General features: G+C 71.0%; 16 protein-coding genes. 5 read left to right on the top strand and 11 right to left on the bottom strand.

The window, feature by feature from the left end:
- The first annotated feature begins 175 nt into the window (after nt 1-175).
- On the top strand, nt 176-1,504 hold the full coding sequence (locus ABZ911_RS14475) for a PhoH family protein (RefSeq protein ID WP_358055367.1): 1,329 nt from the start codon (nt 176-178) through the stop codon (nt 1,502-1,504).
- 4 nt (nt 1,505-1,508) lie between these two features.
- Here ABZ911_RS14475 and ABZ911_RS14470 read toward each other — a convergent pair whose 3' ends face one another.
- Genes ABZ911_RS14470 through ABZ911_RS14460 form a run of 3 tightly spaced genes read right to left on the bottom strand, consistent with a single transcriptional unit; the run spans nt 1,509 to nt 4,143 of the window.
- Nucleotides 1,509-2,054: a hypothetical protein gene (locus ABZ911_RS14470; protein WP_358055083.1), complete on the bottom strand. Its 546-nt coding sequence runs from the start codon at nt 2,052-2,054 to the stop codon at nt 1,509-1,511.
- Nucleotides 2,051-3,472 carry a HAMP domain-containing sensor histidine kinase gene (locus ABZ911_RS14465; RefSeq protein ID WP_358055081.1) on the bottom strand — a complete coding sequence of 474 codons (1,422 nt, stop codon included), beginning with the start codon at nt 3,470-3,472 and terminating at the stop codon, nt 2,051-2,053. The genes ABZ911_RS14470 and ABZ911_RS14465 overlap by 4 nt, the downstream gene beginning before the upstream one ends.
- On the bottom strand, nt 3,469-4,143 hold the full coding sequence (locus ABZ911_RS14460; protein WP_358055079.1) for a response regulator transcription factor: 675 nt from the start codon (nt 4,141-4,143) through the stop codon (nt 3,469-3,471). The genes ABZ911_RS14465 and ABZ911_RS14460 overlap by 4 nt, the downstream gene beginning before the upstream one ends.
- A 364-nt stretch (nt 4,144-4,507) precedes the next feature.
- Here ABZ911_RS14460 and ABZ911_RS14455 point away from each other — a divergent pair, with 364 nt between their 5' ends.
- Nucleotides 4,508-5,134, top strand: a complete 627-nt coding sequence (locus ABZ911_RS14455; protein WP_358055077.1) for a lytic transglycosylase domain-containing protein — start codon at nt 4,508-4,510, stop codon at nt 5,132-5,134.
- A 72-nt stretch (nt 5,135-5,206) separates the two neighbouring features.
- Nucleotides 5,207-7,198, top strand: coding sequence for a glycosyltransferase family 2 protein (locus tag ABZ911_RS14450; protein WP_358055075.1), 1,992 nt, complete (start codon nt 5,207-5,209; stop codon nt 7,196-7,198).
- A 139-nt stretch (nt 7,199-7,337) separates the two neighbouring features.
- Here the strand turns inward: ABZ911_RS14450 and ABZ911_RS14445 are convergent, their stop codons facing one another.
- The 6 genes from ABZ911_RS14445 to ABZ911_RS14420 all read right to left on the bottom strand — a co-directional run bounded on the left by ABZ911_RS14445 (nt 7,338) and on the right by ABZ911_RS14420 (nt 15,253).
- Nucleotides 7,338-9,182 carry a GAF domain-containing protein gene (locus tag ABZ911_RS14445; RefSeq protein ID WP_358055073.1) on the bottom strand — a complete coding sequence of 615 codons (1,845 nt, stop codon included), beginning with the start codon at nt 9,180-9,182 and terminating at the stop codon, nt 7,338-7,340.
- 13 nt (nt 9,183-9,195) lie between these two features.
- Complete coding sequence (locus tag ABZ911_RS14440; protein ID WP_358055071.1) at nt 9,196-9,948, bottom strand: 3-hydroxybutyrate dehydrogenase; 753 nt, start codon at nt 9,946-9,948, stop codon at nt 9,196-9,198.
- A 66-nt stretch (nt 9,949-10,014) separates the two neighbouring features.
- Nucleotides 10,015-11,403 carry a class II fumarate hydratase gene (locus tag ABZ911_RS14435; RefSeq protein ID WP_358055069.1) on the bottom strand — a complete coding sequence of 463 codons (1,389 nt, stop codon included), beginning with the start codon at nt 11,401-11,403 and terminating at the stop codon, nt 10,015-10,017.
- A gap of 91 nt (nt 11,404-11,494) precedes the next feature.
- Nucleotides 11,495-13,444 carry a serine/threonine-protein kinase gene (locus tag ABZ911_RS14430; protein ID WP_358055067.1) on the bottom strand — a complete coding sequence of 650 codons (1,950 nt, stop codon included), beginning with the start codon at nt 13,442-13,444 and terminating at the stop codon, nt 11,495-11,497.
- A 35-nt stretch (nt 13,445-13,479) separates the two neighbouring features.
- A complete protein-coding gene (locus tag ABZ911_RS14425) occupies nt 13,480-14,574 on the bottom strand; it encodes a serine/threonine-protein kinase (protein WP_358055065.1) in 1,095 nt (364 codons plus the stop codon).
- A 70-nt stretch (nt 14,575-14,644) separates the two neighbouring features.
- On the bottom strand, nt 14,645-15,253 hold the full coding sequence (locus tag ABZ911_RS14420) for a superoxide dismutase (protein WP_358055063.1): 609 nt from the start codon (nt 15,251-15,253) through the stop codon (nt 14,645-14,647).
- A gap of 583 nt (nt 15,254-15,836) precedes the next feature.
- Between ABZ911_RS14420 and ABZ911_RS14415 the strand changes: the two genes are divergently transcribed.
- Nucleotides 15,837-16,025: a DUF5999 family protein gene (locus tag ABZ911_RS14415; protein WP_358055364.1), complete on the top strand. Its 189-nt coding sequence runs from the start codon at nt 15,837-15,839 to the stop codon at nt 16,023-16,025.
- A gap of 149 nt (nt 16,026-16,174) precedes the next feature.
- Here the strand turns inward: ABZ911_RS14415 and ABZ911_RS14410 are convergent, their stop codons facing one another.
- Together ABZ911_RS14410 and ABZ911_RS14405 are read right to left on the bottom strand one after the other, a co-directional pair.
- The gene (locus ABZ911_RS14410; RefSeq protein WP_358055061.1) at nt 16,175-17,818 is read right to left on the bottom strand and encodes a fumarate hydratase; all 1,644 of its coding nucleotides are present in this window, start codon (nt 17,816-17,818) and stop codon (nt 16,175-16,177) included.
- Between the two features lie 224 nt (nt 17,819-18,042).
- A complete protein-coding gene (locus ABZ911_RS14405; RefSeq protein WP_358055059.1) occupies nt 18,043-18,927 on the bottom strand; it encodes a DMT family transporter in 885 nt (294 codons plus the stop codon).
- Between the two features lie 67 nt (nt 18,928-18,994).
- Here ABZ911_RS14405 and ABZ911_RS14400 point away from each other — a divergent pair, with 67 nt between their 5' ends.
- Nucleotides 18,995-20,353 carry a PLP-dependent aminotransferase family protein gene (locus ABZ911_RS14400; protein WP_358055057.1) on the top strand — a complete coding sequence of 453 codons (1,359 nt, stop codon included), beginning with the start codon at nt 18,995-18,997 and terminating at the stop codon, nt 20,351-20,353.
- Nucleotides 20,354-20,390: the final 37 nt, after the last annotated feature.

Raw genomic sequence — 20,390 nt, 5'->3', positions numbered from 1 at the left:
CGACCACAGGCCGGACGCTCCGGAGAGGGCCCGCCTTTGCATCCCGACCTGCCGAGGGGGGCCGGAACCCGGCACCTGCTCCGCAGGACGGAGATGAGGCGGCGGGGCCGGTCCGAATCCCACCTCGTCTGCAGGGCGCCTATCCTCACAGGCGCCCGGGGGAGAACGTGTGGCAGTGTCCTCGAGCAACCCTACGTCGCCCACCTCGCACTCGCCCGCCGGGCGGCGCACCTACGTGCTGGACACCTCGGTCCTGCTCGCCGACCCGGCGGCCATGACCCGCTTCGCCGAGCATGAGGTCGTCCTTCCCATCGTCGTGATCACGGAGCTGGAGGCCAAGCGTCACCATCCCGAACTCGGCTACTTCGCACGAAAGGCGCTGCGCTACCTCGACGACCTGCGAGTGCAGTACGGCAGGCTCGACGAGCCGATGCCGACAGGTGACGGCACCATAAGGGTTGAGCTCAACCACAGCGATCCTTCGATCCTGCCCGTCGGGTTCAGGCTGGGAGACAACGACACCCGCATCCTCACCGTGGCCCGCACGCTGGCCGCCGAGGGCTGCGACGTGGTGCTGGTCTCCAAGGACCTGCCGCTGCGGGTCAAAGCCGCCTCCATCGGCCTGGTCGCCGAGGAGTACCGCGCCGAGCTGGTCTCGGAGTCCGGCTGGACGGGGATGGCCGAGATACAGGTCACCACCGAGGACGTGGGGGCGCTCTTCGAGCAGGGCACCGCGGACCTGGAGGAGGCCAGGGACCTGCCCACGCACACCGGCCTGCGGCTGCTGTCCGGCCGCGGCTCCGCGCTCGGCCGGGTGCTGCCGGACAAGTCGGTGCGGCTGGTCCGCGGCGACCGCGAGGTGTTCGGCCTGCACGGCCGCTCGGCCGAGCAGCGCATCGCGCTCGACCTGCTGATGGACCCGGAGGTCGGCATCGTCTCGCTCGGCGGCCGGGCCGGCACCGGTAAGTCGGCGCTGGCGCTCTGCGCGGGCCTGGAGGCCGTCCTGGAGCGCCGCCAGCACCGCAAGGTGGTCGTCTTCCGCCCGCTGTACGCCGTGGGCGGCCAGGAGCTCGGCTACCTGCCGGGGTCCGAGGGCGAGAAGATGGGCCCCTGGGCCCAGGCGGTCTACGACACGCTGGGCGCGGTCACCACGCCCGAGGTGATCGAGGAGGTGCTCGCGCGCGGGATGCTGGAGGTCCTGCCGCTCACCCACATCCGCGGGCGCTCGCTGCACGACGCGTTCGTCATCGTGGACGAGGCGCAGTCGCTGGAGCGCGGCGTCCTGCTCACGGTGCTCAGCCGGATCGGCGCCAACTCGCGGGTGGTGCTCACCCACGACATCGCCCAGCGCGACAATCTGCGCGTCGGCCGGCACGACGGCGTGGTGGCGGTGGTGGAGAAGCTCAAGGGTCATCCGCTGTTCGCCCATGTGACGCTGACCAGGTCCGAGCGTTCGCCGATCGCGGCGCTGGTCACCGAGATGCTGGAGGACATCAACCTCTGACAGGTCAGGGGGGAGCACCCTGGGGAGCGAGATGGTGGAACTCCCTGCAGGTGTGCTTCCCCCAAGACTTGGGCGACTTGCCCGGCATGAACTGGCTGACCCGCACCTCCCACACCTCGGGGCGCAGTCGCGCGGTGCAGACGATCTGGGCGAGCCCGGCCTCGCTGAGCTTCTTGTCGCCCTCCAGGTAGACATGCAGGCGCAGGCCACGCACGCCCGGGTCGGTGCGCTGCGGCTGGGTGCCGAACACCCGGGGGTCGGCCTCGCGCAGCGACAGCCCGCTGAGGTCGCCGTCCTCGCGCAGGACCGCCGGGGTCTGGTTGGCGATGTCGAACAGCACCCGCATGTGGTCGGCCAGCGAGTTCGAGGGCACCCGCACCTTGTTGAGCACCAGGCGTCCGGCCCGCAGCAGGTACACGTCGCTGTACTGCGGGCGGGTGCGGATCACCGGCGCGTCGCCGACCGTCACGACGTTGGTCGGGGTGATGCCGCAGGCGCTCGTGGCGGCCAGTACGAGCGCGGCGGCGAGGGACAGGCGGCAGGCGTTCACGAGTGCGGGATCCAGACGGTGAAGAGTGTGCCGGGGTCCTCCCGGCGTACCGAGATCGTGCCGCCGTGCAGGTGGGCGTTGGCCCTGGCGATGGAGAGGCCCAGGCCGCTGCCCTGGCTGCGGCTGCGGCCCGCGCCCGCCTTGAAGAAGCGGTCGAAGACATGCGGCAGCGCGTCGGCGGAGATGCCCTTGCCGTGGTCGCGGACCTTCACCTCCAGGCCGTTCGGGGTGCTGCGGGCGGTGATGACGACCGGCGGGCCGCCGTGCTTCATCGCGTTGCCGACGAGGTTGGCCAGGATGACGTCGAAGCGCCGGGGGTCGAGGTTGACGGTCAGGTTCACCGGGGTGTGCACGCGGATGCCCTCGTCCCAGCCGCGCACCTCCAGGCAGTCGCTGATCGCGTCGGAGACGCTCACCGACTCGCGGCGCAGGGTCGCGGTGCCGGCGTCGAACCGGCTGATCTCGATCAGGTGCTCGACCAGCTCCCTGAGCCTGGCGACCTCGTGCAGGACCAGCCTGACCGCCTCGGCGGGCTGCTCGGGCAGCCGGTCGGCCTCCTCGGAGAGCATGTCGGCGACGGCGGTCATCGCGGTCAGCGGGGTGCGCAGCTCGTGCGAGACGTCGGCCACGAACCGGCGCGAGATGGCCTCCAGCGAGCGCAGCTCGGACACGCTCAGCTCGAGCGCGGCGGCGGCGTCGTTGAACCGGGCGGTCAGCGCGGCCAGCTCGTCCTTCCCCCTGACCGGCAGGCGGGTGTCCAGGCGTCCGCCGCCGAGCGCCTGGGCGGCGGCGCTGAGCCTGCCGATCGGCAGCAGCACCTGGCGGGCGGACAGCAGGGCGACCGTGAGCGCGATGAGCAGGACGATGCCGCCCGCCTGGGTGAAGGCGCCCCTCAGGTTGCTCAGCGTCGCCTCCTCCTCGGCCAGCGACATGAACAGGAAGACGCTCAGGCCCGTGGGTTGCGGGAGGCCCTGCTTGTCGATGCGCTTGACCTGGGTGCCGACGATCAGCCAGGGCTGGTCGTTGTAGATCCGGCGCTGGGCGACCATCCGGCTGAGCGCCTGGCCGCGCAGCTCGCCGGTCACCTCGTTGGTGCCCATGTTGCTGCCGGAGTCGGGGAAGATCTGGCCCTGGTACTCCACCAGCACGTGCCGTCCCGGGCCCTCCAGCGCGCCGACGAGGTTCTCCAGGTCCTGGCTGCTCGGCTGTACCTCGCCCGGCTGCAGCTCGCCGACCGCGAAGTTGATCCGCTGCAGCTCCTTGGCCAGGGTGTCCTTGGCGTTCTGGGTGCTGCGGTCGATCATGGCGCCCTTGGCCAGCTCGTAGCCGATGCCCGCGACGAGGGCCGACGCGGTGACGGCGACGAGGGTGAAGGTGACGACCAGCCGCGCGCGCAGGCCGGTGAACAGGGGAATCACGGGGGGTTGAACCGGTAGCCGAAGCCGCGGACGGTGTGGATGAAGGTCGGGTCGGCGGGGCGCGGCTCGATCTTGGCCCTTACCCGCTGGACGCAGGCGTCGACCAGGCGCGAGTCGGCGACGTGGGTGTGGTCCCAGACCACCCGCAGCAGGTAGCGCCGGTTGAGCACCTGGCCGGGGTGGCGCACCAGCTCCAGCAGCAGGCGCAGCTCGGTGGGCGTGAGGTGGATCTCCTTGCCGGCCAGGCTGACCTTGAGCGCGCCCCGGTCGATCACCAGGTCGCCGAACGTGATGCGGTCGGAGGTGGCCGACTCCGCCCTGCGCAGGATCGCCCGGATGCGCGCGTCGAGCACGCGCGGCTCGACCGGTTTGACCACGTAGTCGTCGGCGCCCGCCTCCAGGCCGACCACCACGTCCAGGTCGTCGCCCCGCGCGGTGAGCAGGATGACCGGGAGCTGGTCGAGGCGGCGGATGCGGCGGCAGACCTCGACGCCGTCGATGCCGGGCAGCATCACGTCCAGGATCGCGATCTCCGGCCGCCGGGCGCGGATGTGGTCGAGCGCCTCCTCGCCGGTGGCGTAGGACGTGACCGAATGTCCCTGCCTGGTCAGCGCGAGTTCGAGGCCCGTGCGCACGGAGGGGTCGTCTTCGACGAGAAGGATGCCTGCCACGTCGATATTATTGTTCTAACCAGGGAAAATCCGTTCCGTGTCATGAAACTGTGACATCGTGCGCATCTCATCACGACGAACGGCGGGCAACCTGAAGAGCGTCCACCCTTCGGGCGGGGGCACGGAGGGCGGACACCACTTCTCAATGTGACGAATATCACATTGCATGGGAATGCCCCGGTTACCTGCCGGTTAGTCAAAGGAACGCCAACCGAATGCCACGTTCCGGTTGCGAAGCACCCCCCCTGACACGGCAAGCTCATAGGTCGTGAACCCAGGTCCGCAGTTGAGAGAGCGCTCCTCGTCCGAGGTCCCCCGAGGCCGGCGCCGGCCGCCAGGTTCCTCCAGGCTGACCCCCAAGCGTGTGATCGTCCTGGGCATCGCCGCCGTGGTCGTGTTCGGAGGTGGCGGCTTCGTCGCCTACACCGCCTACCAGAACGCCACCGCCCCGCCGCCGGAGAACCCGCTGACGCTGCAGGAGATGGCCGGATTCTTCGGCGGAGGCGACCCGTTCGCCGCCGACCCCAACGCCGACCAGCTCAAGGCCGCCGCCGTCGAGCGGCTCAAGCGCGACCGGCTCAAGGCGGGCAGGGCGGCCGGCGACCTGTCGCCGATCGAGGTGCCCGACCGGGGCCCCGGCGGCAACGGGTTCCCGCCCGCCAACTTCCCGCCCGGCAGCGACCCCTCGCCCGGCAGCAACAAGGCGACCGCCAAGGGCATGCTGTCCGGCTTCGGCTTCGGCGACGACCAGTGGGGCTGCCTGGAGAAGCTCTGGCACAAGGAGAGCGGCTGGAACGAGCGGGCGATGAACCGCTACTCCGGCGCCTACGGCATCCCGCAATCGCTGCCCGGCAGCAAGATGGCCAGCGCCGGCGGCGACTGGCAGACCAACGCCGCCACCCAGATCAAGTGGGGCCTCGGCTACATCAAGGGCCGCTACGGCTCGCCTTGCGGCGCCTGGGGCCATTCCCAGGCCAAGGGGTGGTACTGAGCGGTCACGCTTCTGCCCGCGATCGGCAAGCCTGCGCGCCGCGCCCGGGAGTGACGTCGCACCCTTGGCCGCATGGGTGTGAAGGTCAGCGTGATCGTGAGTATCCACAATCCCGGAAACGGCGCAGACGCGTGCATCCGCTCGGTCCTGGAGCAGACCCTGCCGGCGGACGCCTATGAAGTGATCTTCGTGGACGACGGTTCCACGGACGGGATCGCCGAACGCCTCGACACCGTGGCGACGGTCAGGCGGAACGTGCGCGTCCTGCACCTGCCGCATACCGGTTCGCCCATGCGGGGCCGTAACGTCGGCCTCGCCGCGGCCTGCGGCGACTACGTCTACCTGATGGGACAGGGCGACCGGCTGGAACGCACCGCGCTCGAGCAGATGCACGCGCGGGCCGTGGAGACCGATGCCGACGTGCTGGTGGGCAGGCTGGTCCGGGGCGGCGCCCCGCTGTCGGCGTTCGCCGCCAACCAGGCCCGCGCCGACCTCCTGCGCGACCGGCTGCTCAGCCTGCTCACGCCGCACAAGCTGTACCGCCGGGCGTTCGTCGAGGAGCACAAGCTGGGCTTCGCCGTACCCGGGGGGCGGGTGGCCGAGCAGGCGTTCTCGGTGAAGGCGTACCTGCTGGCCAAGGTCGTCGCGATCATGGCTGACCAGGTGTGCTGCCATCTGGGGGAGCAGGAGGCGGTCGAGGAGCAGCCGAGGGCCGTCGCGGCCGAGGTGCGCGCGCTGCTCGCGCTCATCGACGCGCACACCCCGCACGGCCGCCAGCGCGACCGGATGAACGCCCACCTGCTGCGTACGGCCGTGCTCAAGCCCTTCCTCAGTCCCCGCTTCGCCAACTCCTCGGTGGACCGCGGGCTGCTCTTCACCACCTTCAGGGAACTGGTGCTGGAGAGCTTCCCCGCCGACCTCGACCGCTTCCTGCCGGTCCATCTGCGGGTCGTGGCCGTCCTGCTGCGCGCGGGCCGCCTGGACCAGATCGTGGTGTTCGCCAACGCCTCGCGCCGCACCGGACTCCGCGCCGACCTCGGCCGGGTGCGCTGGGAGAACGAGGTCCTGGTGCTCGGCCTCGGCGTGGAGATCCACGACAACGAAGGCGAGCCGGCCACCTTCCGCGCCGCCGGCGAGCGGGTGTTCTGGCGCCCGCCCAGAGCGGTGGACGGCGCGCTGCTGCCCGAGGACGCCATGGACGTCACCGCCGCCGTCGAACGGGCCAGGCTGGAGGTGTACATCAGGCACGCCGACAGCGGCGTCACCCACTTCGTCCCCGTCACCTGCCAGGTCGTGCGCGTCGGCGACGGCCGCCGCCTGCGGCTCAGGGTCGAGGGCGAGGCCAGGGTGGACATCGCCACGGCGGCCATGGGCGAGCCGCTGGGCTCCGGCCAGTGGGAGGTACACGTCAGGATGTACGGCGGCGCCCACCACGCCAGAACGCGCGTCAGGCGCTCCGAAGGCCCTCTCACCTGCCTGGGCGTGCTCGCCGAACGGCCGCGCCGCCGCCTGGTGGTGCCCTGCTGGAGCGACGCCGGCGAGCTGGGCCTGTGCGTGGAGCCGCGCTCCTTCCCCGAGTCGGTCGCGCTGGTCTCGCCGGGGGCCACGGTCACCAGGCGGGAAGGGCACGTCTACGTCGTGGTGCCGGTGCCGTACGTGCCGCCGAGCGGTGGGCCCACGCTGGAGCTGGTGCTGCGCAACGCCGACGGCAGCGACCGCGAGATCACCGCGCCCGCGCTGGTCGAGCCAGGGGTGCCCGGCCAGATCGCGGGGCAGTTGGTGGCCAAGGTGCCGGTCAAGCGGCTGATGCCGGGCCGGGACCAGCTGGGCCCCGGCGCCTGGGCGCCCTTCCTGCGCACCCAGGACCAGGAGATCGGGCTCAGGTTCGGGCTCGAGGTGCGCGGCGGGCGGGTGGCGGTCCGGCAGTCGACGGCCATGGACCCGGTGCAGCGCTCCCCGATGGGCCGCGACTCGCTGCTGCACCGGCTGGCCCGCCGCGTGCCGGGGGCACGACACGCGGTACGGCTGGCACGGGCGGGCAAGCACCGCTACCTCAGGGACTGACGCGGCACTACCCCCGCAGGTGCTCGACGAGGGCGCGCTGGAAGGCGGCCGGGTGTTCCAGGTGCGGGAGTCGGGGATGTACGCCTCACGCTAGGGAGTGACCGACGTCACTCATATGGATCAGATCCCCATAGTCGGCTCAGGAGGCATGTCCGGCGGGACCACGCAGGCGGTGTAGGCGGAGGGCGAGCTGGATCTCCAGTGACCGGTCGGGTTCCTGCCAGCCGTCGCCCAGCAGGCGGCCGATCCGGTCGAGGCGCTGGGTGACGGTGTTGACGTGGATGTGCATGGCTTCGGCCGTACGCGAGGGTGAGGTGCCTGAGCCGAAGTAGGCGGCCAGCGTGCGCACCAGGGCGGTGCCGCGCCGGGCGTCGTAGTCGGCGACCGGGCCGAGCACCGAGCCGACGAAGCCGGACACGTCGTGGCCGTCGCTCATCAGCAGGCCGACGAAGCCCAGCTCGGCGGCGCTCGCGCCGTCTCCCGCCCGGCCGAGCGCGAGCAGCGCCTCGGCGCACCGCTGAGCCTCCCGGTGGGCCGTGGCGACCTCGCCGGGCCCGCGCACGGGCCCGGCCGCGCCGGCGGTCGCCGGGCTGCCGAGCGAGGCGCTTAGCTCGGCGGCGACGCGCTGGGCGGTCGCGCCGGGCCGCTCGCCCGGCAGCAGCAGCACCACCTCGCCGCCGCGCGCCGCGGCCAGCCCGTGGTGCGTCGCGGCCTGCGAGGAGGCCCAGAACGCCGCCCGCTCGCGCTGGCCGCCGTGCCTGACCGAGACCAGCACATGCGGGGCGGCCAGATCCACCCCGAGTCTGCGGGCCCGGTCGGCCAGCCCTTCCGGGTCGTCGGAGGCGCGCGAGATCAGGTCGTCGAGCAGTTCGCCGCGCACCCGGCCCTCGGCCTCGGCCACCGTCCTGCGGAACAGCAGCAGCAGCGCGCAGACCAGGGCGGCCCGCTCCAGGATGCGCTCGTCGGCGTCGTCGCTACGCAGCACCAGCGTGCACAGCGGCGCGCCGCCGACTTCGGCCGAGGTGATCAGCAGGTCGCCCCGGCGCACGGTACGGCCGAGCGCCGCCGCGTCCAGCACGCCGGGCGCCAGGTCGCCGACGTCGCCGGTGATCGGCCTGCCCAGGTCGTCCAGGACGGCCAGTGAGCCGCCGAGCACCTCGGTCACCACCGCCGCGACGTCCTCGATGCCGCCGCCGCGCAGCACCAGCGAGGTCATCCGGTCGTGCGCGAGCGCCGCCCGCTCCACCGCCTCGCCGTGCGCGCGGGCGAGCGCGTGCGCCTGGGAGAGCTCCTCCAGGGCGTTCCTGGTCTCCTGCAGCAGCCTGGCGTTGTCGATCGCCACGGCGGCGTGCGCGGCCAGCGAGGCCAGCAGCGCGACCTCCTCCTGCGCGAACGGGCGGGCGCTGCGGTTGGCGGCGAACAGCACGCCGATGACCCGGCGGCCCAGCTTCAGTGGTACGCCGAGGATCGCCACCAGGCCCTCCTCGATGACCGCCGAGTCGATGTGCTCCTTGTGCCGGAAGCGCCCGTCGGCGAAGTAGTCGGCCGTGGTGTACGGCGTGCCCGTCTGCGCGACCAGCCCGCCGAGCCCCGCGCCCATCGCCAGCCTGAGCGCCCGGAAGGAGGCCGAGATGGAGCCGTCGGTGACCCGCATGAAGGTGTCGCCCCGGTCCGGGGCGTGCAGCGTCAGGTAGGCGGTGTCGGTGCCGAGCAACTGCCTGGCCCGGTGCACGATGGCCTCCAGCACCGCGTCCAGGTCGCGCAGCCCGGCCAGGTCGCCCGCCGTGTCGTACAGGGCCGACAGCTCGGCTTCGCGCCTGGCCCTGCGGCGCAGCAGGTCGCGTACCTTGAGCGCCTCGACCTTGGCCTGCTCCAGTTCCTCGATCTGGGCCGGGCTCGCGCCTTCGGCTCGCGCTCTGAGCACCGGCCCCTCGAACTCGACGGCGGAAGCCTGCCTGGCCAGGAGTTCGAGGTAGACGCGCATGGGGTTCATTGTCCTAGCGGGCGGTCCATCCGCCGTCGACGGGGAGGGAGACGCCGGTGACGAACGAGCCCTGCGGGCCGCAGAGGTAGGCGACCAGCTCGGCCACCTCCTCGGGCTCGATCAGCCGCTTGATCGCGGCGGGCTGGAGCATGATGTCCTCGACCACCTGCGCGGCCCCGATGCCGTGCGCCCGCGCCTGGTCCTCGATCTGCTTCTCCACCAGCTCGGTACGCACATAGGCCGGGGCGACGCAGTTCGAGGTGACCCCCTTGGCCGCCCCTTCGAGCGCGATCACCTTACTGAGCCCCTCAAGCGCATGCTTCGCCGTGACATATGCGGATTTGTACGGCGAAGCGCGCAACCCGTGCACCGACGAGATGTTCACCACCCTGCCCCACCCCCGCTCGTACATGCCCGGCAGAACCCGCCTGACCAGCAGGAACGGCGCCTCCACCATCACCTTCAGGATCTTCGAGAAGACCGCGGGCGGGAACTCCTCGATCGGCGCCACATGCTGGAACCCGGCGTTGTTCACCAGGATGTCGACGGGCTCCTCCGGCAGCAGGCCGAGAAAGCCGGGATCGGCCAGGTCGGCGGCCACGGCCACCCCGCCCGTCTCCACCGCGACCTTCCCCGCCGCCTCCCCGTCCATGTCGACGACCAGCACCCGCGCCCCGGCCGAGGCCAACCGGAGCGCGCAGGCCCGGCCGATCCCCCCGCCCGCCCCCGTCACCAGGGCGGTGCGCCCGGTCAGCTCGTTCGCCATGCCCAGGACCCTAGCCGCAGCCCGGCGGGGGGCACATGGGGTTCGGCGACATAGAAAGGTGCTCCACTATGTGCGCCCTGTCATGGAGAGGACGTCGAGCAGCTCGTCGAGCTGGGCCTCGGTAAGTTTGCCGCCCGCGACGTGACCGCGCTCGATGACCACCTCGCGGATGGTCTTGCGCTCGGCCAGTGCCTGCTTGGCGATCTTCGCGGCCTCCTCGTAGCCCAGCAGGCGGTTCAGCGGGGTGACGATCGACGGGGAGGACTCGGCGTACTCCAGGCAGCGCTCCACGTTCGCGGTGACGCCCGCCACGCACCGGTCGGCCAGCAGGCGGGAGACGTTCGCCAGCAGGCGGATCGACTCCAGCAGGTTGCCGGCGATCACCGGCAGCATGACGTTCAGCTCGAAGTTGCCCGACGCCCCCGCGAACGTGATCGTCGCGTCGTTGCCGATGACCTGCGCCGCCACCATCGCCGTCGCCTCGGGGATGACCGGGTTGACCTTGCCCGGCATGATCGAGGACCCCGGCTGCAGGTCCGGCAGGTTGATCTCGCCCAGGCCGGCGCGGGGGCCCGACCCCATCCAGCGCAGATCGTTCGCGATCTTGTTGAGCGAGACCGCGATGACCTTGAGCTGCCCCGAGAGCTCCACCAGGGAGTCCTGCGCGCTCTGCGCCTCGAAGTGGTCCTCGGCCTCCACGAACTTGATGCCTGTCGCCTCGCTCAGCTTCGCGATCGCCTTCTCCGCGAACCCCGGCGGCGTGTTCACCCCCGTCCCGACCGCCGTGCCGCCCAGCGGCAGCTCGACCACGTGCACGAGGGCCGACTTGACCCGGTTCACACCATGCTCGACCTGCGCCGCGTACCCGCCGAACTCCTGCCCCAGGGTGACCGGCGTGGCATCCATCAGATGCGTCCTGCCGGACTTGACCACCGTGGCGAACTCCAGCGACTTCGCCCGCAGCACTGTCGCCAGATGCTGCAACGACGGCACCAGATGGAAGATCACCTCGGTGGCCGCCGCCACATGGATCGACGTGGGGAAGACGTCGTTGGACGACTGCGAGGCGTTCACATGGTCGTTCGGGTGTACGGCCCGGCCCAGCCGCTGCTCGGCCAGGGTGGCGATGACCTCGTTGGCGTTCATGTTCGACGAGGTGCCCGAGCCGGTCTGGAAGAGGTCGATGGGGAAGTGCTCGTCGTGCTCGTTCTCGGCCACGTCCGCGGCGGCCTCCGCGATCGCCTCGGCCAGCTCCTTGTCGATCACCCCCAGCTCGCCGTTGACCTCGGCCGCGACGGCCTTGATCAGGGCCAGGGCGGCTATGTGGGAAGGTTCGAGGGTACGGCCGGAAATGGGGAAGTTCTCCACGGCACGCTGGGTCTGCGCCCGCCAGCGTGCACCGGCGGGGACGCGCACCTCGCCCATGGAGTCGCGCTCGATCCGAAACTCGCTCATGTGTCTAAGTCTGTGCGATCCGAATCGAACACGACGGCCCGGGGCGGCAGTTTCGTCGCCAGCCCCGGGGCCGGTTGCTCTCCGTTTCGGGTTAGCCGTTGAATGCCGCGATGACCAGGATGGCGATCACCGCCAGGGCGATGATGGCGACGCCGATGAGGATGAGGACTCCCGCTCGGTTGCCTTCCTTGGCGTCGGAGGCTTGGCCTCCGGCGATCGCGAACAAGTCGGTACCGAGGCTTGTGCCCCTCTCGGAACCGGTTTCCTCCACTGCTTCCCCCCGAAAACCTTGCCCACCGGGCAATCCCACACCAACCTGCTGCCCACCCGGGCCGTTGTACTGCCCAGGCGCGCCGTACTGGTCGGGCCCGCCGTACTGCTCCGGTCCGTTGTACTGCTCCGGCCCGCCACGCTGGCCGGGCGCGCCGTACTGCTCCGGTCCGCCGTACGGCCCGGGGCCTCCAGGCCCGGACCTGTCGCGCCCACCGGGCGAGTTCGGCCCGCCAGGGCCCCCAGGCCCGCGCGAGCCTCCGGGCGCTCCAGGGCCGCCGGGACCGCTGGGCATGCCGGATCCTGGACCGCTTGGCCCGCCAGGGCCGGGACCTCCCGGACCACTGGGCTGGCCGGGGCCAGGAGCGCCCCCAGGGCCCTGTCCGCCGGGCTGACCAGGTCCACCAGGGTATCCCGGTCCGCCTGGGTACCCGGGGCCACCTGGGCCGCCGGGGAGGGTGGCCGGCTCACCGGAGAGCCCGGCCTGAGCAGGCCCGCCCGGTCCGCCGAAGGCGTTGGGTCCGTTCGGACCACCGGATCGCCCGAACGCTCCCGGCCCTCCCTGAGCACCGGGTGCTCCGGGACCGTGAGGCCCACCCTGGTGACCGAAGGCACCAGGCCCACCCCCAGACGGAGGCGGGAACCCGGGCACTCCTTGACCGCCAGGCCCGCCAGACCCACCCTGCCCAGGTCCGCCAGGTCCGCCGGGGGCTCCAGGACCTCCGGGTCTACCAGGCGTGCCGGGAGCCGGGGGAGTGGGTGTGCCAGGGCGGCCGGGGACGGGGAACACCGGCTTGCCGGGCAGGCCGTTCGGCAGTGGGTCGATGCGGGATGTGACGAGGGCTCCCTCGTCCGACGATGCGGGCGGCGGCCCCTTGGGACGGTGCACCGTCATCGTGCGATCGGGGTCGAACCCCTCGTCGGCCTGCAGCGCCTTCATCTCCCCTGTGGGCGTGTCGGCGACCATCCTGAGCATGGTCTCCGCCTTGGCCGCGGTCAGTCGCTGGTGGTGGTTCTTGTGCAGCAACCCGTCGAGCACCGGCCGCATCACCCCGGCCTGCGTGGGCGGGTCGGCGCTCTCGGACATCAGCGCCGCCAGCGTCTCGGCCACCGTCTTGCGCTCGTACGCGGGCCGCCCCTCGACGGCGAAGTACAGCGTCGCGCCGAGCGACCACAGGTCGGACTCCGGCCCGGTGTACTCGCCGCGGGCCCGTTCCGGCGCGGTGTACCCGGGCGAGCCGATCACCATGCCGGTCTGGGTCAGCTTGGAGTCGCCCTCCGTCTTGGCGATGCCGAAGTCGGTCAGCACCACCCGGCCGGTCTCGCTGATCAGCACGTTGCCGGGCTTGACGTCGCGGTGGGTGATGCCCTGGGCGTGCGCCGCGCGCAGCGCGCCCAGCAGGTCGACGCCGATCTCGGCCACCAGGCGGGGCGGCAGCGGCCCCTCCTCGTCGATGACCTGCTCCAGGGAGCGGGCCTCGACGAGCTCCATGATGATCCACGGGCTGTCGTCATGGATGATCACGTCGTGGATGGAGGCCACCGACGGATGGCTGACGCGTGCCGCGGTGCGACCTTCGCGGACCATGCGCTCGCGTAGCTCGGCGCGCTGTTCCTCGGTGAGGCCTGGGTCCTGGCGAATTTCCTTGATCGCTACCTCGCGACCCAGGGCGCGATCACGGGCCCGCCAGACGGTACCCATGGTCCCCCGGCCGAGTGGCGTGATCAGCTCGTAGCGATCCGCCAGCAGGCGCGCTTGCTGTTCCGGCATGAGAAGAAGATATCTATTCTTGCTTGGATAACGCTTTACCCGCGCTTGCGAAGTTCGCGCGGCCAAAAACGCCTGGGCAAGCACAGCTTAATCATCGCTTGCATAAAACGGGCATACGGGGACGGCGTGGGTCGGGATTCGAGCACCTTCCGGTGCACGCCCCTGGGTGAGGGGACGGCCGGCGTCGAGCCCGTGGTCTCGGCCCGGTGCAGGCCACGGTGGGTGGGGCGGCGCGTGAAGGAGGGTACGGCGAGCGCGGGAGCCGTACGGACCGACTTGCGGGCGGCTTGCGCGAGGGGCTCCTCGGCCGAGCCGCCGGCGGCCACCCGGGCCAGCATGAGCGAGGCGCGCACCGAGTCGAGCCGGTTGGCCGGGTCGATGCGCAGCAGGGCGTCGAGGACGGGGGCCAGGGGCCCGGCCCTGAGCATCGGGATGGGCTCGCCGCTGCTGAGGGCGGCGAGCGCGGCGGCGGCCGTACGGCGGCCGTGCAGGCCCCGGCCCTCGACGGCCGTGTAGAGGGTCGCGCCGAGCGACCACAGGTCGCCGGACGGGCTGGCCTTGGCGCCGAGCACCCGCTCGGGCGCGATGTACCCGGCCGAGCCGAGCACGATGCCGGCCTGGGTGATGGACGCGTCGCCTTCGAGCGCGGCCAGGCCGAAGTCGGTGAGCACCGCGCGGTCCTCGGTGACCAGGACGTTGCTGGGCTTGACGTCGCGGTGCAGGATGCCCTTGGCGTGTACGGCCCGCAGCGCGCCGAGGATCTGCCGCCCGATCTCCGCCACCTGGCGCGGCGGCAGCGGCCCGGCGTCCAGGATGAGCTGCTCCAGGGACCTGGCCTGGAGCAGCTCCATCACGATCCACGGCCGCTCGTCCTCGGTGACCACGTCGAAGACGGTGATGACCGACGGGTGGGTGACCATGGCCGTGGCCCGGCCCTCGCGCTCGGTACGCGCGCACAGCTCGGCCCGCAGGTCCTCGTCCAGGACCACCGGAAGCCTGACTTCCTTGACGGCCACGTCCCGGTCGAGCAACTCGTCGTGCGCTCGCCAAACGGTGCCCATGCCGCCGCGCCCAACCGGCTCCAAAAGCCGATAGCGCGCGGCAAGGAGGTAACCGGACGGCGCACGCATGGCAGGCAGCTTACCTATTTGCCTAAAGCGACCTGTAGAGGCCGGGCCGATAAAATGTTGCGAACTTCAGTCAACTGCCCTGACTCGTCACGTCAGAGAAGCGGCGCGCCACATCATCCCAGTTCACCAGGCCCCACAGCTTTTCGACGTAGTCCGGGCGGACGTTGCGGTACTGCAGGTAGTAGGCGTGCTCCCACGCGTCGAACACGAGCAGCGGGGTGCTGTTCATGCCGACGTTGCCGTGGTGGTCGTACACCTGCTCGACGATCAGGCGCTTGCCCAGCGGCTCCCAGGCCAGGATGCCCCAGCCGGAGCCCTGGACTCCGGCGGTGGCGGCGGAGAGCTGCTTCTGGAACGCCTCGAAGGTGCCGAAGTGCTCGTCGATGGCGGCCCTGAGCGCTCCGTCGGGGCGGTCGCCGCCGTCGGGGGACAGGTTCTCCCAGAAGATCGAGTGCAGCACGTGCCCGGACAGGTTGAACGCGAACGTCTTCTCCAGTCCGACCAGGCCGCCGAACTCGCCCTTGTCCCTGGCCTCGGCCAGGCGCTCCAGGGTGTCGTTGGCGCCCTTGACGTAGGCGGCGTGGTGCTTGGAGTGGTGCAGCTCCAGGATCTCGCCGGTGATGGCGGGCTCCAGCGCCGCGTAGTCGTAGGGCATGTCGGGAAGGGTGTAGTCACCCATGATCTGCCTCCTAGTGGATCAACTGCGATCCGACACTATTGCAACCTCTATGCATCTGCATCAGACCTTGGTCTTAGGACTCTCAGTTATTGCAACTTAGTTGCAGGTGGGTCATGATGGCAGAGTCAGTTTGGTCCCGCAGGCGCGGGCGGCCCGTCCGCCCGTGCCTGGCACCATCTCTTGGGCCCCGAGTGCTGCGGGCCTCGCGCCGCCGCCACTCGCGTGCGCGGGCAGGCCCCCGCCATGTCGTGTATCGGGCACTTTGACAGTGCGCATATTGTGATTGGTCAGCGACTTGTAAGTCGTTCGTCAGCCGCGTGATGCAGCATGAAGATGTGAATGTCCCCCAGATCCTCGGCCCCCGGGCGTCGAAACTGTCGGTGCCGGTCGTCATGATGGACATAAGGCCAGGTGATCGAAGGTGACCGCAGTCTTCGTGGGGACGTGATGAGGATGCGAAAACTCAAGATCCGTCGACCGGTCGTCAAAGCGACCCGGATAGAGCCGGACCTCCGGACACCGTCAGGGCGAGAGATGCCCTACTGAACACATTCGAGCAGGAGCTTCATCTGAGAGGTGCATGATGTGCAGCCACCGACCCCTATGTCCCGCCGCGGACGCCGCCGATCGTGAGGCGTCGCATGTGATCGCGTCCCACCCCGACCAGGGATGGAGCCTGCTGTGCAACGGCGTCGTGGTCTTCGAGGACACCGGTCTGCTGCTCCCCGACGGCAGCGTCGTCGCACCGCACCGCGCTCACGTGGCCGCCTGACCCGCCTCGGCGGTCCAACCTGAGGGGCGGGTGGGGGACGGGGAAGGCGGCGGAAGCCGCGACAACGGGGAAGATCCGCGAGGATACGGCCGGATGGTCGCTCAGGCGGGGAGAGGCCGAGCCCTCGCGGGCCCGGCCGGGACGTGGTCTCAGGCGCGGCGGCCGATGTTCAGCACGGGGCCGGTGCGGTCGGTGAAGAAGTCCTCACCCTTGTCGTCCACCACGATGAACGCGGGGAAGTCCTCCACCTCGATCTTCCAGACCGCCTCCATGCCCAGTTCCGGATACTCCAGAACCTCGACCTTCTTGATGCAGTCCTGCGCCAGCCGGGCCGCCGGGCCGCCGATGGACCCCAGGTAGAAACCGCCGTACCTCTGGCACGCCTCGGTCACCTGCTTCGAGCGGTTCCCCTTGGCCAGCATGACCATGGAGCCGCCCTCGGCCTGGAAGCGCTCCACGTAGGAGTCCATCCGCCCGGCGGTGGTCGGCCCGAACGAGCCCGAGGCGTACCCCTGCGGCGTCTTGGCCGGACCCGCGTAGTACACGGCGTGGTCGCGGAGGTACTGCGGCATCTCGCCGCCCGCGTCGAGCAGCTCGCCGATCTTCGCGTGCGCGATGTCGCGGGCCACCACGAGCGGCCCCGACAGCGACAGCCGGGTCTTGACCGGGTACTTCGTCAGCTCGGCCAGGATCTCCGGCATCGGCCGGTTGAGGTCCACCCGGACGACGTCGTCGGACAGGTGCTCGTCGGTGGTGTCGGGCAGGAAGCGCGCCGGGTCGGTCTCCAACTGCTCCAGGAAGACGCCCTCGGCAGTGATCTTCGCGAGCGCCTGCCGGTCGGCCGAGCAGGACACCGCGATCGCCACCGGGCAGGACGCGCCGTGCCGGGGCAGCCGGATGACGCGCACGTCGTGGCAGAAGTACTTGCCGCCGAACTGCGCCCCGATGCCGAGCTTCTGGGTCAGCTCGAACACCTTCTGCTCCAACTCCAGGTCCCGGAAGCCGTGCCCGGCGGCCGAGCCCGAGGTGGGGATGGAGTCGAGGTAGCGGGCCGAGGCGTACTTGGCGGTCTTCAGCGCGTACTCCGCCGAGGTGCCGCCGACGACGATGGCCAGGTGGTACGGCGGGCAGGCGGCGGTGCCGAGTGAGCGGATCTTCTCTTCGAGGAAGGCCAGCATGCGCTTCTCGTTGAGGACCGCCTTGGTCTCCTGGTACAGGAACGACTTGTTGGCCGAGCCGCCGCCCTTGGCCATGAACAGCAGCTTGTAGGCGTCGTCGCCTTCGGCGTACAGCTCGATCTGGGCGGGCAGGTTGCTGCCGGTGTTCTTCTCCTCCCACATGCTCAGCGGCGCCATCTGGGAGTAGCGCAGGTTGAGCTTGGTGTAGGCGTCGTACACGCCTCGGGAGATGTGCTCGGCGTCGCGGCCGTCGGTCAGCACGTGCCGTCCGCGCTTGCCCATGACGATCGCGGTGCCGGTGTCCTGGCACATGGGCAGCACGCCGCCGGCCGAGATGGAGGCGTTCTTCAGCAGGTCGAGCGCGACGAACCGGTCGTTGCCGCTGGACTCGGGATCGTCGACGATCTTCCGGAGCTGGGCGAGGTGCGACGGGCGCAGGTAGTGCGAGATGTCGTGGATCGCCGTCTCGGTGAGCAGCCGCAACGCCTCGGGGTCGACTTCGAGGAACGTGCGCCCCGCCGCTTCGACCTTCCGCACCCCCTCCGTCGTGATCAGCCGGTACTCGGTCTCGTCGGCGCCAAGCGGAAGCAGGTCGGTGTAGTCGAACTCGGGCATGTCCCTCGATCCTTTCGGTCCCCTAGAGGGTACGGCCCGCACGGCGCGCCCGTGTTCGGTGCCGTCTTTTGGGCGAACCGTGGAGGCTTTGTGACCCGATTCCGGCGTACTACTGAAGAGGGAGGAGGCTGCCATGGAAGCGGGTTACATCGTCATGTTCGTGCTGGGCGTGCTCGTTGTCGCCGGCCTGGGCGTCTCATTGATCATGATCGTGCTCAAGGGGATCAAGAGCGGCCAGTGGCCGGTGAAATGACCAGCGTCGTCGCTGGGGTTCGCTTCGCGGTGAGCCCCACGACTATGCCCGCCACCACCAGCCCGGCCCCGGCCAGGTCGGGCACGGTGGGCGCGGCCACCCCCAGCAGCGCCCCGGTGGCGATCGCGCCGACCGGGATCATGCCCGCGAACAGCCCGGCGACGCCCGCGCCCAGCTTGGGCAGCGAGGTGTACCAGAGGAAGAACGCGATCGTCGTCACCACCACCGCGAGGTAGGCGAAGCCGAGCGCCTCGGCGAGCGTGGGCACCCGCAGCATCGAGGTCCCCTCGGCGACGAGCCCGACCGCCGCCAGCATGGGGACGGCCAGCGCGACGCTGTAGGCGGACACCCGGATCGCCCCGAGCCTGGGCAGCAGCGGGATGGCCAGCAGCGAGAAGCTCACCTCGCCGACCAGCGCGCCCAGCGACCAGAGCAGCCCCGGCAGGTTGCCGCTGCCGAGGCCGGTGGCCAGCGTCGCCCCCGCCACGACCACGGTCGCGCCGATCACCACCCGGCCCGACGGACGCCCGGTGACCAGGGCCAGGACCAGGGGGACGGTGCCGAGCACGGTGCCGACCAGGGCGGGTCCCGAGGCCCGGGTCGCCTCCACCACGCACACGTTGAAGACGACCAGGCCGAGCAGCGACAGCGCGCCCAGCAGCAGGGACTCGCGGGGGGTGAGCCTGATCGCGCGCAGGCCCATCGCGCGGGTGACGATCAGCAGGATGACGGCGGCGGCGAGGTAGCGGACGGCCTGCCCGCCGTACAGCGGATAGTCCTTGATCACGCCGGAGACGCCGGCGAGTGTGCCGACGATGAGCATGGCCGAGGCGGCGCCGAGGGCTCCCTTTTTCATGGAAGCGATGCTAGGAAGGGAATGGCTCTCTCGTAGAGTCCAATCGCCTAGCGCTGGAGGGGACCAATTGGCCGATCTGCATGTGGAGATCAGGCGGGAGCGGGGGGCGATCGCGGGGCAGATCGCGTCCGAGCTGCGCGGGGCCATCCGCGAGGGACGGCTGCGGCCGGGCGTGCGGCTGCCCGCGACGCGGCAACTCGCGGGCGACCTCGGGGTGTCGCGCGGCGTCGTCGTGGAGGCGTACGAGCAGCTTGTCGCCGAAGGGTTCCTGGTCTCCAAGGTCGGCGCCGGAACCCTGGTGGCCGAGGCCGCCAGGCGCGGCCCCGAGCCGCCGCGCACCGGCGCGGAGACGGGACTGCCCTTCTACGGCTACCGGGCCACCTCGCCCGACCTGACCTCCTTCCCCCGCGAGCGCTGGCTGGCCTCGATCAGGCACGTCCTCGGCACCGTGCCGGGCGACGCCTTCGACTACGGCGACCCCGGCGGCGTGCCGGAACTGCGCGAGGAGCTGGCCGGGCACCTGCGGCGGGTCCGCGCGGCCGACGTCGGCCCGGACAACCTGGTGATCGTCGGCGGGGTCGCCCAGGGGCTCAGCCTCATCCTGCAGGTCCTGGGCGAGGTCGGCCTCGCCGTGGAGGACCCGACCAGCGACCGGCAGAAGCCGCTGCTGCGCCGGGCGGGCGCGGAGCTCGTCCATGTGCCCGTCGACGGAGAGGGGCTGGACGTCGCCGCGCTGAGCGCGAGCGGCGCCGAGGTGGCGCTGGTGACCCCGGCCCACCAGTACCCGACCGGCGTGGTGCTCTCGCCCGCGCGCAGGGCCGCGCTGATGGAGTGGGGCGGCCTGGTGCTGGAGGACGACTACGACGCCGAGTTCAGGTTCGACCGTGACCCGGTCGGCTGCCTGCAGGGTCTGGCGCCCGACCGGGTGGTGCTGGCCGGCAGCGTCAGCAAGTCGCTGGCGCCCGGCCTGCGGCTGGGCTGGATCGCGGCCCCGCGCCACCTGGCCAAGGCGGTACGGCGGGCGCGCGGCGAGCTGGATCTCGGCTCCCCGGTGATCGACCAGTACGCCCTCGCCCACTTCCTGCGCACCGGCGGCTACGACCGTAACCTGCGCCGGATGCGCAGGGAGTACAAGACCCGGCGCGACGCCCTGGTCAGGGCACTCGCCGAGCACCTGCCCGAGGTCGAGGTGCGCGGCATCGAGGCCGGCCTGCACGCCTACCTCCACCTGCCGCGAGGATGGGACGAGCAGGTGGTGGCGGAGGAGGCGCAGGCGCTCGGCCTGTCCGCCGAACCGCTCGGCCCGATGCGGCATCGCCCCGGTCCGCCGGCGATCGTCGTGGGGTTCGCCCGCCTGCTGGCGCACCGCGCCCCGGATGTCGTGAGAGCTCTAAAAGTCAGAATGTCAGGACAAAGTATTGACTGAGTTCTGGCGCTCGCCTAGAAAGGGAATCCCTACCCCC

The organism is Nonomuraea sp. NPDC046570, from assembly GCF_040645915.1.
In the GTDB taxonomy this organism is placed as follows: Bacteria; Actinomycetota; Actinomycetes; order Streptosporangiales; family Streptosporangiaceae; genus Nonomuraea.
The sequence above is the reverse complement of the archived record's forward strand: the minus strand, read 5'-3'. Positions and strand labels throughout refer to the sequence as shown.